Raw genomic sequence first — 16,097 nt, forward strand, 5'->3', positions numbered from 1 at the left:
CGGGGATCGCGTCGGGGCGCTCCGCGCGCAGGCGGAGGAGCGCGGGAGCAGGGCGTAACAAACGGCTCCGCCCCGCGGCGCTCTGACACGATGGACAGCGCTATGGACTGGCAGCAGACACTCGAGGACACGGTCCCGTCGGCGTTCGTCACCGAGCGCCAGCTCCTCTCGGTCATCGGCAAGCCGCCCGCCACCGGAGCCTGGCGCGACGGCGACCACCCGGGCGGGCGCCGCTTCGTCGACCTCGGCCCGTTCGACTTCGAGGCGGGCGGCCGCCTCCCCCACGCCCGCATCGCCTACGAGACCTGGGGCGCGCTGAACGAGCGCCGCGACAACGCCGTCCTCGTCCTGCACGCGCTGACCGGCGACTCCCACCTGCTCGGCCGCGGCGATCCCGGCCACGCGACGGACGGCTGGTGGTCGGGACTCGTCGGCCCCGGCCTCGTGATCGACACCGACCGCTTCTTCGTGGTCGCCCCGAACATGCTCGGCGGGTGCCAGGGCTCCACCGGGCCCGCGTCCCTCGCCCCGGACGGCCACGAGTGGGGCGCACGGTTCCCGTACACGAGCATCCGCGACCAGGTGCGGGCGCAGGTGCAGTTCAGCGACCTGCTCGGCGTCGAGCGCTGGCACACCGTCATCGGCGGCTCGATGGGCGGGATGCAGGCGCTGGAGTGGGGGATCGACCACGCGGAGCGGGTCGCGCGCCTCGCGGTTCTGGCCGCTCCCCCGCGGGCCACGGCCGACCAGATCGCCCTCAACTTCGTGCAGCTCGAGGCGATCCGCAACGACGCGGCCTTCGCGGGCGGCTCCTACTACGACGCGGGCGACGGCCAGGGCCCGTACCACGGCCTCGCGCTCGCCCGCCGGATGGCACTGCTCAACTACCGCAGCCCCTCCGAGCTCAACGACCGCTTCGAGCGCAGCTGGCAGTCGGGGCTCAGCCCGCTCGGCGGCGGCGGCCGCTTCGCCGTGGAGTCGTACCTCGACTTCCACGGCAACAAGTTCACGCGCCGCTTCGACGCGAACAGCTACATCACGCTGGTCGAGGCGATGAACTCGCACGACGTCGGCCGCGGCCGGGGCGGCGAGGCGGCCGCCCTCTCCCGGATCACCAGCCCGACCCTCGTCCTCGGCATCGACAGCGACCGGCTCTTCCCGGTCGAGGGCCAGCGGATCATCGCGGCGCACGCTCCCGGCGCTCTCGACGGCGGAGAGGTCGCGGTGATCACCTCGACGTTCGGCCACGACGGGTTCCTCATCGAGGACGACGCGGTCGGCGCGCACCTCGCCCGGCTGCTGGCGCATCCCGCGACGGCCTGACCCGCCCGACTCCGGCGCGGTTCGACGCCCCGAACCGCGCCGACCGGCCCGGCCAGTGGCTATCGTGAGACGGGGGCCAGCCCCGCGCCACGACCGGAGGGGGCCAGAGCGTGCCGATGATCCGCAGCGCCCGCGAGCGCGATCGGCTGCTGCGCCACTCCGCCTGCGGGATCGGCCTGCTCACGGAGGCGGGGGCGCTCGGCATGGCCCTCATCCCCGGGACGCTCCAGCCCGCCGCCGTGCCGTTCGCCGTCGCGCTGCTCCTGGGCATGATGGCCGCCCACGTCGAGCTCGCCCGGACGGGGCGCCGCAGCCGAGTGATCGCCGTCGCCGTCGGCGGCCTGCTGCTGGGCTGGGGCCTCGCGCTAGGGCTCGCTCCGGGCGCCGACTTCGCCGGGTTCGTCCTGGTCAACACCGCGAACGCCGTGACCGCGAGCATCGCCGTGGTCGTGACGACGTCCGCGCGCCGACTGCTCCTGCTGCTGCCGGTGCTCCTCCCGAGCCTGATCCCGTCGGTGCTCGTCTCGAGCGGCACCATGATCCCCACCGTGGTCGTCCAGAGCCTGCTGCCCTGGGGCACGCTCTGCGGATTCGCCCTCTGGATCGGCACAGCGGTCCCTCGGGTGGTGCGGCGGATCGACAGCATCGGCAACGCGCACCGTGTGGAGCGCCTCGCCAGCGAGACGGAGGCGCAGCGCCGGCAGGGTGCGCGGCTCCTGCACGACACGGTGCTGGCCACCCTCACGCTCCTCGCGCACTCGGGCCGCGGAGTGTCGGTCGACGCGCTCCGGCAGCAGGCGGCGCAGGACGCGCAGCTCCTGCGCCAGCTCCGGCTCGGCGGGACCCCCACCCCGAGCGCGTCCGGCTCCTACCAGCTGACCAGCGTCACCTCCGCCCCCGCGGCCAACACCCTCGAGACCGTCCGCAACCGCTTCGGCCGGATGGGGCTCGACGTGATCTGGCACGGCTCCGGCCAGGTGGCGCTCACCGGCGCGGCCCTCGACTCCTTCGTGCTCGCCCTGGCGGAGTGCCTCGAGAACGTGCGCCGCCACTCCGGCGTCGCCTCGGCCGACGTGACGATCACCGAGGACGAGACGACCGTCCGCGCGATGGTCACGGACGCGGGCGCGGGCTTCGACATCGCGACCGTCCCCGACACGAAGCTCGGCTTCAAGGAGTCGGTGATCGCCCGGCTCGGCGACGTCGGCGGCCGCACCAGACTGTTCAGCGCCCCCGGATCGGGGACGACCGTGGTGCTGGAGGTCCCCAAGTGAGCCCCGCGCCGGAGTCGCGGGCCCCGCTGCTGGGACGCGTGCCCGCGACGCACGGCCGCTCCTCCCGGTCCGCCCGCTCGGTCCGCCGCCAGCAGGAGGGGCTCGGCACCAACTACCTCGGCAGCGGCCTCAACGGCATCGCCGCCGCGATCCTCGCCTACGAGCTGCTGATCTTCCTCTCGACCTCCGCCCGCTACAGCGACCTCGCACCCGCGGCGATCGCCTGGGTCCTCGTCGTCCTGGCCTTCGGGTCCACCGTCCTCGCGATCCACCTCGGCGGACGCCGCCTGCCGCTCCCGGTCTACCTCTGCTTCCTCGTCGCCCTCGGAGCCGCCGTCGTGCTCGACCTGGTGGCCGTGACCGACTCCGGCGCGGCCCGCACCGTCCCCACCGCCGCGGTCGCGGGCGCCGTCGCGCACGCCGCGCTGATCGTCCACCGGCGCGGGATCGAGATCCTCGCGGTGAGCGCCCTCATCGCGATCGCCGAGGTGATCGCGTTCCTCTCGATGGAGTCGGGCGGCGCGGGCGCGCTCTCGGTGCGCATCAGCGCCCTCGTGGTGACGATCGCGCCGGCCGTCGTCGTGGTCGTGATGATGCGCGGATTCCGCCGGATGGTTCAGCTCGAGATCGACCGCGCCCTCGTGCAGAGCACCACGCTCGGCCCGCGCTACGCGGTCGGGATGCTCGCCTCGGAGGAGCTCGCACGGCTCGACCTCGCCGCCGAGCGCCTCCTCGCCGAGGTGGGCGACGGCTCGGTCCGCCTGCCCCTCGACGCCCAGCGCGCCGCGCACGCGACCTCGCTCGCCACCCAGCTCCGCCTCCACCTCATCGAGGGGCGGCGCGAGACCTGGCTGCACCACGCCGTGCTCGAGTCCGAGCTGCTCGCGCCGCTCGTCGAGCTCGACGACCCGGACGGCACCGCCGGACTCCTCGGACACCAGCAGCGCGACGGGCTCCTCTCGGCGATCTGGCTGATCGCCGACAGCGCGACCGGGCTCGCCGTGGTCCTCCACGTCGAGTCGGGCAGCCCCCGCGATCCCGGAGCCGGGACGGCCGCCCGAGGACTGCTCGTGCCGATCACGCTCCGCTCCTCAGGCGCGCCCTTGCGCGGCGTCGATCCTGCGACGTGGGAGGCTATCGCTCAGGTCGGCGTCTTCCGCGACACCTCACGCGACGGGGAGCTCCGGATCGAGATCGACTGCCTGGTCGAGAATCCCGCCGACCGGTGAGCAGCCGCCGAGAGACCGCCGACGACCGCCGACCGAAGGACACCGATGACACCCACCGCTGACGCGAAGATCACTCTCGCGGTCGTGGACGACCACAAGATGCTCCTCGGAGCGCTCACGGAGTGGATCCGCGGAGCCGCCTCCGACATCCAGCTGGTGGCCGCGGTCGCCTCCTGGCCCGAGCTGCTCACGCACCCCGAGTTCCCCGTCGACGTCGTGCTCCTCGACCTCGACCTCAAGGACAACATCCCGATCTCGGTGAAGCTCTCGACCCTCAAGACCACCGGGGTGAAGACCGTGCTGATGAGCACCTACTCCGAGCCCGCCGTGGTCCGCGAGGCACTCGCCTCCGGAGCCCTCGGCTACCTCGTGAAGACCGAGGACGCGGACATGATCGTCGAGGCGATCCGCGCGGCCAAGGACGGCCACTCCTACATCTCGCACGAGCTCGACATGGCGCTCTCCACCGGCGACTCCGACGGAGCGCCGAAGCTCAGCGCGCAGGAGCGCCGCGTGATGGCCCTCTACGGCGGCGGCGAGCCGGTCAAGTCGGTCGCGTTCGAGCTGGGCATCTCGGAGGAGACGGCGAAGTCGTACCTCAAGCGGATCCGCGAGAAGTACCGCGTCGTCGGCATCGACGTCGGCACGAAAGTGGCGCTCCGCAAGCGCGCCATCCACGACGGGATCCTCATCGAGACGGACTGAGTCCTCTTCCGTGGCGGTCCCTGCCCACCACGGCGCGGTCGGCTTCACGACGTGGTGCGTTCCGCGGAGCGAGGTGCGTCGCCCGGCATCGATCCGCTGGCACGCGCATCGCTGTCGGCGGGCTCCACGAGGGCGCGGCGGTCCCCGCCCGCCGCGGCGCGGTCGACTTGAGGACGCGGCGCGCTCCGCGGAGCGAGGTGCGTCGCCCGGCATCGATCCGCTGACACGCGGATCACTGTCGGCGGGCTCCACGAAGGCGCGGCGGTCCCCGCCCGCCGCGGCGCGGTCGACTTCACGACGTAGTGCGTTCCGCAGAGCGGGGCGCGTCGCCCGGCATCGATCCGCTGACACGCGGATCACTGTCGGCGGGCTCCACCTCGTCGAGCGGCGGCCACCTGCTCCTGCGATCGAGCAGGGCGGGCGTGCCCGAGTCGTGCCGGTCAAGTAGCCGCGGGACGCGGCCTATCGAGAACCGCCAGGCACGGACAACGGGTCGCTGCTGGTCGAGAGGCCGCGGGACGCGGGGCATCGAGACCCACCGGACCGGGACTGCGAGTGCTCCTGCGGGCCCGCGTCAGGGGGCCAGGACGGCGACCGTCATGCCGGGCGTCGCGGCGGGGGCGTCCATCGCGGCGAGAGCGGCGGGCAGGTCCTCGAAGGCGATGGTGCGGCCGACGGAGTCGGCGGGGCGCAGACGGCCGGCGACGACGTCGTCGAGGAGGGCCGTGTAGCCGCTCCGGGCGATGCCGTGGCTGCCCAGCAGCTCCAGCTCCTGGGCGATGACCCGGCCGAGCGGGATCGCCGGTGCGGCGTCGGGCCCGAGGAGCAGACCCACCTGCACGTGCCGGCCGCGCGGACGCAGGGCGGCGATCGACGCCTCCGCGGTGACCCTGCTGCCGACGGCGTCGACCGCCAGATGCGCCCCTCCTCCGGTCGCCGCCCGGATCGCCTCGGCGGCACCCTCGCCTCCGGGGACGGTCACCGCCCCGAGCGCGGCCGCGGCCTCCCGCGCCGGGGCGGAGACGTCCGACGCCACCACGCGGGCCCCGGCCGCGAGCGCGACGATCACCGCGGAGAGGCCGACTCCGCCGCAGCCCAGCACCGCGACCCACTCCCCCGGGGCGACCCGGCCGCGCTCGTGCAGGGCGTGGTACGCGGTCCCGAAGCGGCAGCCGAGACCGGCCGCCTCGACGAAGCCGACGGAGTCGGGCAGGCGCACCAGGTTCAGGTCCGCACCCGGCACGGCCACCGCCTCGGCGAACGACCCGTCGAGGGTGAATCCCGGCTGCTGCTGGCGGAGGCACACCTGCGTCGCCCCCTCCCGGCACTGCTCGCAGTCGCCGCAGGCGAACACGAACGGCGCCGTGACCCGGTCACCGACCGCGAAGAGCGACACCTGGGCTCCCGTCGCGATCACCGTCCCGGCGAACTCGTGCCCGGGGATCTGCGGCAGGACGACCGAGTCGTCGTGCCCCTTCCACGCGTGCCAGTCGCTCCGGCACACCCCGGTCGCCGCGACGCGGACGACGACGCCGTCGACGGGGCAGACGGGCTCCGGGACCTCGACGATCGCGGGGAGGGCGGAGAAGGACGAGTAGCTCACGGCGCGCATGCCGAGAGTCTTCCAGAGGCCCTGGCCGCGCTCTGCTTACAGCGCGTCGACCGGGATGCCGCCGGTGCCCGGCTGGGCGGGCTCGCGGTGGACCGGGTAGACCGTGCCCCGGGCGCGGTCGATCGCGATGCTGCCGAAGGCGAGCACGATTCCGGCCGCGGTCAGGCCCACGCCGACCCAGATGGGCGACAGGTAGCCCAGTCCGGCGGCGATCGTCAGGCCGCCGAGCGCGGCACCCACCGAGTTGCCGATGTTCAGGGCGGAGTGGTTGAGCGCGGCCGCGATCGTCTGGCTGTCGCGCGCCACGTCCATCAGCCGGGTCTGGATCGCGGGCGACGCGGCCGCCGAGAAGCCCGCCGAGAGGAACGCGAACACCACCAGGCCGACGACCGACGAGGCCGACAGCGCGAGTCCGATCAGCGAGACGCCGACGCCGGCGAAGAACACCACCAGCGCCCGCCGCACGTCGCGGTCGGCGGCCCAGCCGCCGACGAGGTTGCCGACGGTCATCCCGAGGCCGATGACGACCAGGATCCACGGGACCGCGCCGAGCGGCAGGCCCGTCACCTCGGTCGCGAGCGGCGAGATGTAGCTGTACATCGCGAAGAGTCCGCCGAAGCCGATGGCGCCGACGAGGAGGGTCATCCAGACCTGCAGGCGCCCGAACGCCCGCAGCTCGTTGCGGACGGTCGCCGCCGGATTCCCGGGCTGCGCGGGCACCAGCAGCTGGACGGCCACGACGGTCAGCGCGAAGAGCACCGCGACCACGAGGTAGGCGCTGCGCCAGCCGGCCACCTGCCCGACCCAGGTGATCGCGGGCACGCCGACGACGTTCGCGATCGTGAGCCCGGAGAGGACGAACGCGACTCCCTTGCCGCGCTTGCCGGGACCCATCAGGTCGGCGGCGACCAGGGAGGCGATGCCGAAGTAGGCGCCGTGCGGGAGCGCGGCGACGAAGCGCGCGGCGAGGACGAGCGGGAAGCTCGGGAGCAGCGCCGAGCCGATCGTCCCGACGGTGAAGGCGACGAGGAGGGTCAGGAGGAGCCTCTTGCGCGGCCAGCGCGCCGCTGCGGCGGCGATGGTGGGGGCGCCGACCACGACACCGAGCGCGTAGGCCGAGATCAGCATCCCCGCCTGCGAGACGGCCTGCTCCTGGCTCGCGGCCCAGACTCCGGGGAGGAGGTCGGCGGCGAGCTGCGGGAGGAGCCCCATCGCGACGAACTCGGTCGAGCCGATGCCGAAGCCCCCCATCGCGAGGGCGAGCAGGGCGAGGCGGGTCCGAGCGGGCGAGAGCGTCACCGCTCAAGGCTACTCAGGATCGGACGGATGTCGAATCGATTCGAGCACACCCGCACGCGAGAGGTCGCGGCGGGGACCCGCTACTCCCCCAGCGCGTCGTTCAGCCGGGCGATCTTGCCGTCGATCTCGCCCGAGTAGCCGGGGCGGATGTCCGCCTTCAGGACGAGCGACACGCGCGTCCCGAACGCTCCGACGGCCTCCGTCGCGCGCTTGACGACGTCGAAGACCTCGTCCCACTCCCCCTCGATCTCGGTGAACATCGAGGTCGTCCGCGACGGCAGGCCGCTCTCGCGGACGATGCGGACGGCGGCGGCGACGGCGTCGTGGACGGACGCGTCGGGCGCCTCGCCCCCGGACGGTGCGACCGAGAATGCGACGAGCATGGGAGCCTCCTTGACTGCGCGCACCGCGTGCCGGCCCCGCGCCCTCCGAGCCTACGAGCCCTGGGGCGCCAGGCGGGTCTCGCCGGTCAGCGACGACGCGGAAGTCGTGGCGCCGGGTGCGACGACCCGCGCCGTCCCCATCCTCCACAGCTCGCGCAGCAGCCAGCCGAGCAGCACCACGAGGAGGATGTTCCGCACGGTCAGCACGAGCACCATCCACCAGTGCGACCAGAGGAGGAAGAGGTAGAGGTACGGGTAGACCACCTGGGTCAGAGCCGCAGTGACGAGGGTCAGCTTCGCGGGCCGGTCGAACGCGCCGTCGCGGCACGCGATCAGCCCGGCGATCACCGGCGGCGCGAGCCAGACGATGTACTGCGGCGAGAGCACCTTGTTGGTGTCGATGAACACGACCACGAAGGTCAGCGCGAGCAGCGGGAACAGCCTGGCGGGGTCCGCCCGGCGGGCGAGAGCACGGGCACCCAGCAGGGCCACGCCGAGCATGGCCAGAGCGAGCAGCGGGGTCATCAGGCTCGCCGCGAACTCGGTGCCGGGCCCGTGCATCTCGAAGGTGTTGATGTCGGCGGCGTAGTAGACGTAGCTCCCCGATCCCGGGAGGACCGACAGCCACATCCAGGGAGTGCTCACGACGGCCTCGATCTGGAGGCCCCGATCGGTCTGATCGGTGACGAAGCTGAAGACCTGGTCCCCGCCGCCGACGAGGACGACCGCGAGCACGATGATCACGGAGGCGACCGCGGGGACGAGGATCATCCGCAGCCGTCCGCGCAGGACCAGCACGGCAGCGGCGAGGATCGCGGCCGGCCACACCTTGATCCAGGTGGCCACGGTCAGCAGCAGCGCCGCGACGCCCGGACGGGTCGCCGCCCAGAGCATCCCGGCGATGGCCGGCGGCGCGGTGAAGGCGTCGATGCGGCCGATCGCGATCGGCCCGAGGAGGACGAGGAACAGCAGCCACCAGCGCGCCGCCGCGAGGCGCGGTGCCGACCGGCCGCGCAGCAGCAGGGCGAAGGCGGCGGCGTCGGCGAGCGCGACGAGGACGAGCCACATCAGGTCGTAGCCCGCCGAGCCGAAGAGCCAGGAGGCGGCGATCGGGCCCCAGGCGAGGATCGGGTAGACCCAGCCCGTGTCGATCCCGGCGATGCCGCCGCCCTCGACGGCGGTCCTCATCCACTCCTTGTAGACGATGCTGACGTCGCCCATCGGCAGACCCGGAGCGAACAGCGCCAGGAGGGAGAGCACCACGTGCACCAGCGCGAAGGCGCCCCAGAGCACGGCGACGGAGTCGCGGTTCTCGCGCAGCCGGGCGAGGGGGTGGGAGGACGCTCGAGGAGGGGAGGACGGCACCGCGTCATTGTAGAGGGGCCGCTGAACGGGACCCTGGCAGCACCTGAGCCCGCCTGAGAGCGCCGCTCCCGCCGGGCATCGGTTGCCCGGCGGCGTCGGTCGCCGCCGGGCGTCAGCAGACGGCGGGCGTCAGCAGCCCGCGGGTGTCAGCAGCCCGCAGGCGTCAGCAGCCCGCAGGCGTCACGACCCGATGAACTCAGTAGCCGGCGAACGCGTCGGTGCGGATCCGCTTCGCCCCGGCACCGCGCAGGGCGCCGCGGACCGAGTCGACGAACGACGGCGACCCGGAGACGTAGCCCACGCGGCGGCCGGCGTCCGGCACCGCGTCCGCGAGCAGCTCGGCGGTCAGTCGGCCTGTGACGTGCGACCACCGTGCGGGCAGGTCGGTCGGCGCCTCCTTCGAGCAGAGCACGACCCGGGCCCCCGACTCCTGCAGCAGGTCGCGGTACGCGACCTCGGCGAGGCTCGGCGCGGCGACCACGACGACGACGTCGCGCCGCGGACCGTCCGCGAGCGAGCGGAGCTGACTGGCGAACGGGGTGATCCCGATGCCGCCCGCAACCAGCAGCAGCGGCACGGTGGGATCGGCCGGCAGGACGAAGTCACCGCCGACGCTCGTCGCCCGGAGCGAGTCGCCGGGCCCCAGCGCGGCGAGGGCGCGCTTGAAGCTGCTCGCCTTCTCCGGCATCCGCAGGGCGATCGCGATCTCGCCGTCGGACGGAGCGGAGGAGACCGAGAAGGTGCGCCGGCTGCCCCGGCTGTCGGCGCGGTGCGGCAGGTCGAGCTCGAGCCACTGGCCCGGCTCGAAGGCCAGCGGCGAGCGGGAGCGGAAGCGGTACTCCGCGATGCCCGGCGCCAGCACGCGGGTCGAGGCGAGCTCGAGCGTGTGCCGCCGACGCTGGCGGAACGCGAAGGCGAACGCGAGGGCGTTGCCGACCACGAGACCCAGCTCCGGAGTGGCGGAGACGACGCCGATGTGGAAGGGGACGCTCGCCACGAGCGCTGCGACGACCGCGATGAGCAGCTGCTGCGAGCGGCGCGGCGCGAGCGTGAGCGGCTCCGTCAGCATGAAGGCGCCGGCGAAGACGAAGGGGTAGGCCGTGAGGACCAGGGCCGCCGCGGCGCCGAGGTCCTGGCCGTTCTGCACCGCCTGCTGCACGGACACCCCGCCGGCGACGACGACGAAGACGGCGAAGACGGCCCAGCGGCGGACCCGCGCGACGATCAGGAGGGAACCCACGACGACGAACGGCCAGATCGCGCCACTGGCGATCCACCAGGCTCCGGCGTTGAGCCCGGTGAAGCCGATGATCAGCACGGCGACCGCGGCCGGGTTGAAGAGGTGGCGGCCCCGCCAGGCCAGGACGTACTTGGACGCGGCGGCGATCGCGCCGACGAGCGCGATCACGGCGAGCCCGCGAGGATCGGCCGTCGGGAAGAGCAGGCAGGCGATCAGCAGACCGGTGACGAGCGAGGACTCCAGGTGCGCGCGGCTGCGGAACAGCCGCGCGAGGACCGCGCTGACCAGGGCCGTCGAGGCGACGGCGACGAGCGTCGTGCCGAGGATCTCGAGCGGCGTCGAGAAGATCAGGCCGGCTGCGGCGTAGCCGACGGCGACGAGCAGGAGCGCGGCGAGCGTCATCCAGACCAGCCGGTAGGTGGTGACGCGGCCGAGGGCGCGGTCGAAGGTGCCGATCATCGGAAGACCTCTCCGGGGAAGGAAGGCGAGTAGTGGAGGGTGCCGTCGCTGCGGACGCGGACGAACTCGAAGTCGAAGCGCTCGGCGAGGGCCTCGGGCGGACAGACGAACAGCGCGGTCGCGAGCCCGTCGGCGACGAGGGCCGTGTCGGCCACCGCCCAGGCGGCGACGATGCTCTCGACCGGAGCTCCGGTCCGCCCGTCGAGGACGTGGTGGAGGCCGCTGCCCCAGGCGCGGCGGTTGCTCGCCGAGCCGCAGAGCGCGCGGTCGCCGGGCACCGCCACTCCCAGTGCGCTGCTCGGGTCCCACGGGTGCTCGAGGCCGACCCGGACGGGTCCGGCTCCGATGCCCCGGAGGTCGCCGCTCGCGTCGACGACGGCGGGCCCGACTCCGTCGAGCTCCTCGAGGACGAGGTCGACGAGCTGGCCCTTGCCCGCGGCGCCGACGTCGACGACGGTCCCGGGCTCGACCCGCAGTCCCGCCGCCCCGCGTCGGGCGGCGGCCCAGGAGGGAGCGGGGACGGCGGGTCCGCGCGGGACGAGGGTGTACGCGGAGTCGTAGCCGAGCTGCTCGAGAGAGCCGCCGACGAAGGGGGTGACCGCCCCGCCGGTCAGCTCGTCGAGCACGTCGTACAGTGCGAAGAGGTCGGCCGCCTCGTCGGGGAAGACGTGCTCGCCTCCGACCCGCAGCTGCGAGACGGCGGAGTCGTCACGGAACCGCGACCAGGTGCGGTCGTACTCCGCGATGCGCGCCTCGACCCGCGAGCGGTGGGAGGGCTCGAGCGGCTCGGCGGTGTCGATCTGCCAGCCGGTGCCGATCGCGTCGAACCGCCACGCGTGGCCGAGGACCGTCGGGGCGTCAGGCCGTGGCATCGGCCTTGATGGTCTCGACGGCGTCGTTGAAGCCGCCGGAGGTGAGGGAGGACCCCGACACCTTGGAGACCTTCAGCTCGTCGAGCTGCTTGCCGACGACCTCGCCCGCGATGCCGCCCGCGAAGCGCGACTGGTACTGCTGGCCGGTGGGGTTCTCCGACTCCGGGGTCACGGTCACGTCGGTGACGACGCCGTCGGCGAGGGTCAGCGAGACGCCCACCTTCTCGTTCCCTCCGGGCGAGGTGTAGGCGCCCTCGGCCTCGTAGGTGCCGTCGGCGTAGCTGCTGCCGCTCGCGGCGGAGGACGCGGCGCCGGTCGCCTCGGGGGCGGAGCTGGTGGCGGTGCTCGGAGCGGTGGTGGTCGCCGCGTCGGCGGCGTCGCTCCCGGTCGTGGTGGTGCTGGAGCAGGCGGCGAGCGCGGCGAGGGTGCCGGCGCCGGCGAGGAGGGTCAGGGCGTAGCGGGCGGGAGTCGTGGTCTTCGCGGTCATGTCTGTTCTCCTGGTCAAGGCGGACGCGGCGGATCCGACGGTAGAGGTGCTCGCTTCGAGCACCCGATGAGGCGGCGGTGCGGAGCCGGTGAGCCGGGCCGCGGGCGTCGCTTCCTCCAGGACAACGGCGGCGGTCCCGGTTCGGTTCAGCGCTCGTCCAACGGGCGTGTCAGCGCAGGAGTGCGGCGACCACTCCGGGCAGGTGCTCCGCGATGTCGAGCGCGGCGATCGGGCCGCCGGCGGAGGCGCTCCGTCCGGCCTCCGCGTGCAGGACGGCGGCCGCGGCGGCCACGGGGGCGAGGTCCTCCGCGGTCAGAGTCGCCCCGGCCGCCTCGGCGTCCGCGGCCCGACCGGCGAGGAGTGCGCCGAGCACGCCGCCGAGGACGTCGCCGCTGCCCGCGGTCGCCAGCCAGGGCGTGGATCCGGAGACCTCGAGCTCGACGCCGCCCGCGACGACGTGGGTGGTGCCGCCCTTGAGGAGCACGCAGACTCCGAGGCCGTCCGCCGCCCGGCGCGCCCACTCCCCCGGGGCCTCGGCGATCGTCGCGGCGTCCGCGTCCAGACCCGCTCGGCCGAGCACTCCGGCGAGCTCGCGGTAGTGCGGCGTGATGACGACCGGGCCTGCGGCCTCGTCGATCAGGTCGAGCGCGCCCGCGTCGAGCACCACCGGGACTCCCGAGTGCAGCTGCTCGATCAGGGTGCGCCGCTCCTCGTCGCTGCGGTCCTCGGCGCTGGTGCCGGAGCCGACGAGCCAGGCCTGCACGCGCCCCACCGCGGTCACGACCTCCGGCCGCCGGGCGAGCACCAGTCCCGCGGGCCGCTCCGGTCCGAGGTACCGGACCATGCCGACTCCCGTCCGCACCGCCGCCTCGACGCCGAGCACCGCCGCTCCCGGGTACCGCTCCGACCCGGTCGCGATCCCCAGCACCCCGCGCGTGTACTTGTCGTCGTCCTCCCGCGGCACCCTGATGCTCCGCGCCGCCTCCGCCGTCCCGACCCGCTCACCCATCCCGCCACCCTACGTCGCCCTGCGACGGAGCCGCCCGGTGCCGGCGCAGCCGCACTGATGCCGGCGCGGCGCACTGGTGCCGGCGCAGCCGCACCCCTCTCCCCTTTCTCCAGGGGGGCGCGTGTGCTGGAGGGGGCAGTCGCTGGGCGGAGGAGGAAGCGGTACCGGCGGTACCGCGCCCGACGACAACGCCGCGAACGCCCCCTCCAGCACCCGTGGGCGCGGGCCGAGGAGGGGTCGGATGCAAGGCGGAGGAGGAAGCGATACCGGCGGTATCGCGCCCGACGACAACGCCCCCTCCAGCACCCGCGGGCGCGGGCCGAGGAGGGGTCGGATGCAAGGCGGAGGAGGAAGCGATACCGGCGGTATCGCGCCCGACGACAACGCCGCAGACGGCCCCTCCGCGGCCCGCGCCTAGCGGCGGGTGGCGTCGTCGACTTCGCCGACGAGCTCCTCGATGATGTCCTCGAGGAACAGCACTCCGGTGGCGCGGCCCTGCTCGTCGAACGCGCGGGCGAGGTGGGCGCCGGTGCGCCGCATGATCGCGAGGGCGTCCTCGAGGTCGGTGGCCTCGAAGATCGAGGCGAGCTGGCGGATGCGCTTGGCGGGGACGGGGAGGCGGAACTTGGCGCCCTCCGTGTCGCCGTCGAGGTCGAGGACGTCCTTGAGGTGGATGTAGCCCTCGGGGGTGCCGTCCTCGCCGAGGATCACGTAGCGCGAGAAGCCGTGCTTGGCGACGGCGCGCTCGACGTCGGCGGGGGTCGCTCCGCTGGGGAGGCTGACGATCCCGTCGAGGGGCAGGGCGACGTCGTGGACCTTCTTCTCGGTGAACTCGAACGCGGCGAGGAGGGTCCCGGTCGAGTCGCGGAGCGTGCCCTCGCGGGTGGACTGGTCGACGATCGTCTGCACCTCCTCGAGCGTGAAGGTGCTGTTCGCCTCGTCCTTGGGCTCCACCTTGAAGAGGCGGAGCACTCCGTTCGAGACCGCGTTGAGGGCGACGATGATCGGGCGGAGGACCCGGGCGATGGCGACGAGCGGCGGCGCCAGGAGGAGCACGGCGCGGTCGGGCATCGAGAACGAGATGTTCTTGGGGACCATCTCGCCGAGCACCACGTGCAGGAACGACACGATCAGCAGCGTGATGACGAAGGCGACGGTGCCGGAGAGCTCGTCGGGAATGCCGACGGCGTGCAGCGGCACCTCGAGCAGGTGGTGGATCGCCGGCTCGCTCACGTTGAGGATCAGCAGCGAGCAGACGGTGATGCCCAGCTGCGTGGTCGCGAGCATCAGTGTGGCGTGCTCCATCGCGGCGAGCGCGGTGATCGCGCTGCGGCGTCCGCTCTCCGCGAGGGGCTCGATCTGGGAGCGGCGCGCGGAGATGACCGCGAACTCCGCTCCGACGAAGAAGGCGTTCGCGGCGAGGAGCACCACGAGCCAGGCGATTCCGGCCCAGTCACTCATCGTCGGACTCCTTCCGTCCGCGGTGTCCGCGGGCGACGTCGGCGAGCGGGTCGGGGATCCCGTCGGGATCCGCGTCGGGATCGGGCGTGAAGCGGAGGCGGTCGATGCGGCGGCCGTCCAGGCGCTCGACGCGCAGAGACCCGCCCTCGACGTCGACCCGGTCGCCGACGGCGGGGAGGCGGCCGAGCTCGCTCATCACGAATCCGGCGACCGTCTCGTAGGGCCCCTCCTCGGGGATGTGCACGCCGGCGCGGTCGAGGACCTCGTCGGGGCGGAGCATGCCGGGGAAGGTGGTGGAGCCGGGGAGCTTGACCACGTCGGCCCGGGAGCGGTCGTGCTCGTCGGCGACCTCGCCGACCAGCTCCTCGACCAGGTCCTCGAGCGTGGCGACGCCCGCCGTCCCGCCGTACTCGTCGACGACGACCGCGAGCTGGAAGCCGCGTCCGCGCAGCTCGGTGAGCAGCACGTCGAGCTTCATGGTCTCGGGGACGCGGAGCGGCTCGGAGCGCAGCGCCGTGACCGGGACGTCGGACCTCTTGCCGCGGGGCACGGCGACGGCCTGCTTGACGTGCACGACTCCGACGATGTCGTCGATGTCGTCGTCCGTGATCGGGAAGCGCGAGAACCCGGTGGTTCGGGCGAGGTCGAGCACGTCCTGCGCGGTGCTCGCGCGCTCGACCGTCGACAGGCGCAGGCGCGGCGTCATCACGTCGCCCGCGGTGAGGGCGGAGAAGCGGAGGGTGCGCCCGAGCAGGTCGGCCGTGTCCTCCTCGAGCAGTCCGGCACTGGCGGAGTGGCGCACGAGGCTCGAGAGCTCCTCGGCGCTGCGGGCGCCCGAGAGCTCCTCCTTCGGCTCGATGCCGACCAGGCGCAGCAGGGCGTTCGCGCTGCCGTTCAGCAGGGCGACGGCCGGGCGGAACACCGTCGTGAACGCGGTCTGCAGCGGCACGACGAGCTTCGCGGTCGCCCGCGGCAGGGCGAGGGCGAAGTTCTTGGGGACCAGCTCGCCGAGGATCATCGACAGCAGGGTCGCGATGACGATGGCGACCACCGTCATGACCGGCGCGAGCGCCTCCTCCGGGATGCCGAGTCCGCTGAACGGCTCCTGGAGCAGCGTCGAGAGGGCGGGCTCCATCGTGTAGCCGGTGAGCAGCGTCGTGAGGGTGATGCCCAGCTGCGCGCTCGAGAGGTGCGTGGAGGTGACGCGCAGGGCCGCGATGGTCATGCCCAGGCGCGTCTCGCCGCGGTCGCGACGGGCTTCGAGATCGGCCCGGTCGAGGTTCACCAGCGCGAACTCGCTGGCGACGAAGACGCCGGTCCCCAGGGTCAGCAGCAGGCCGACTCCGAGCAGGAGCCACTCAGTTCCCACGGTGGTCGCC

At 73.6% G+C, this 16,097-nt stretch carries 14 protein-coding genes; 4 read left to right on the top strand and 10 right to left on the bottom strand.

From position 1 onward, the window contains the following. The first annotated feature begins 102 nt into the window (after window positions 1–102). From C5C36_RS00770 to C5C36_RS00785, 4 genes are all read left to right on the top strand, one after another. Complete coding sequence (locus C5C36_RS00770) at window positions 103–1,323, top strand: homoserine O-acetyltransferase (RefSeq protein ID WP_104262457.1); 1,221 nt, start codon at window positions 103–105, stop codon at window positions 1,321–1,323. 116 nt (window positions 1,324–1,439) lie between these two features. Further along, window positions 1,440–2,597 carry a sensor histidine kinase gene (locus tag C5C36_RS00775; RefSeq protein WP_104224445.1) on the top strand — a complete coding sequence of 386 codons (1,158 nt, stop codon included), beginning with the start codon at window positions 1,440–1,442 and terminating at the stop codon, window positions 2,595–2,597. 38 nt (window positions 2,598–2,635) lie between these two features. Then, the gene (locus tag C5C36_RS00780; RefSeq protein ID WP_146084554.1) at window positions 2,636–3,826 is read left to right on the top strand and encodes a hypothetical protein; all 1,191 of its coding nucleotides are present in this window, start codon (window positions 2,636–2,638) and stop codon (window positions 3,824–3,826) included. A gap of 45 nt (window positions 3,827–3,871) precedes the next feature. Beyond that, window positions 3,872–4,531 (top strand): response regulator, encoded by a 660-nt coding sequence (locus C5C36_RS00785; RefSeq protein WP_104224447.1) that lies wholly within the window; start codon window positions 3,872–3,874, stop codon window positions 4,529–4,531. A gap of 574 nt (window positions 4,532–5,105) precedes the next feature. On the opposite strand, the gene C5C36_RS00790 is transcribed toward C5C36_RS00785, so the two are convergent. The 10 genes from C5C36_RS00790 to C5C36_RS00835 form a co-directional block, all read right to left on the bottom strand. Beyond that, window positions 5,106–6,143 carry an alcohol dehydrogenase catalytic domain-containing protein gene (locus C5C36_RS00790; protein WP_104262455.1) on the bottom strand — a complete coding sequence of 346 codons (1,038 nt, stop codon included), beginning with the start codon at window positions 6,141–6,143 and terminating at the stop codon, window positions 5,106–5,108. A gap of 36 nt (window positions 6,144–6,179) precedes the next feature. Further along, window positions 6,180–7,394, bottom strand: coding sequence for an MFS transporter (locus tag C5C36_RS00795; protein WP_104246745.1), 1,215 nt, complete (start codon window positions 7,392–7,394; stop codon window positions 6,180–6,182). Between the two features lie 128 nt (window positions 7,395–7,522). After that, on the bottom strand, window positions 7,523–7,825 hold the full coding sequence (locus tag C5C36_RS00800) for a thiamine-binding protein (protein WP_104224449.1): 303 nt from the start codon (window positions 7,823–7,825) through the stop codon (window positions 7,523–7,525). A 51-nt stretch (window positions 7,826–7,876) separates the two neighbouring features. Continuing rightward, complete coding sequence (locus C5C36_RS00805; RefSeq protein WP_104262454.1) at window positions 7,877–9,190, bottom strand: glycosyltransferase 87 family protein; 1,314 nt, start codon at window positions 9,188–9,190, stop codon at window positions 7,877–7,879. A gap of 196 nt (window positions 9,191–9,386) precedes the next feature. Further along, a complete protein-coding gene (locus C5C36_RS00810) occupies window positions 9,387–10,889 on the bottom strand; it encodes an oxidoreductase (RefSeq protein WP_104262453.1) in 1,503 nt (500 codons plus the stop codon). Then, window positions 10,886–11,761 (bottom strand): FAD:protein FMN transferase, encoded by an 876-nt coding sequence (locus C5C36_RS00815; protein WP_104246649.1) that lies wholly within the window; start codon window positions 11,759–11,761, stop codon window positions 10,886–10,888. The genes C5C36_RS00810 and C5C36_RS00815 overlap by 4 nt, the downstream gene beginning before the upstream one ends. Continuing rightward, entirely contained in the window at window positions 11,748–12,248 is a 501-nt protein-coding gene (locus C5C36_RS00820) for an FMN-binding protein (RefSeq protein WP_104224453.1), read from the bottom strand. The genes C5C36_RS00815 and C5C36_RS00820 overlap by 14 nt, the downstream gene beginning before the upstream one ends. A gap of 169 nt (window positions 12,249–12,417) precedes the next feature. Continuing rightward, a complete protein-coding gene (locus C5C36_RS00825) occupies window positions 12,418–13,257 on the bottom strand; it encodes an ADP/ATP-dependent (S)-NAD(P)H-hydrate dehydratase (protein WP_104262452.1) in 840 nt (279 codons plus the stop codon). A gap of 414 nt (window positions 13,258–13,671) precedes the next feature. Further along, window positions 13,672–14,718, bottom strand: a complete 1,047-nt coding sequence (locus C5C36_RS00830) for a hemolysin family protein (protein ID WP_104224111.1) — start codon at window positions 14,716–14,718, stop codon at window positions 13,672–13,674. After that, complete coding sequence (locus C5C36_RS00835; protein ID WP_104225499.1) at window positions 14,711–16,087, bottom strand: hemolysin family protein; 1,377 nt, start codon at window positions 16,085–16,087, stop codon at window positions 14,711–14,713. Before C5C36_RS00835 ends, C5C36_RS00830 begins: the two co-directional genes overlap by 8 nt. Window positions 16,088–16,097: the final 10 nt, after the last annotated feature.

It is taken from the genome of Rathayibacter sp. AY1G1 (assembly GCF_002932095.1).
GTDB lineage: Bacteria > Actinomycetota > Actinomycetes > Actinomycetales > Microbacteriaceae > Rathayibacter.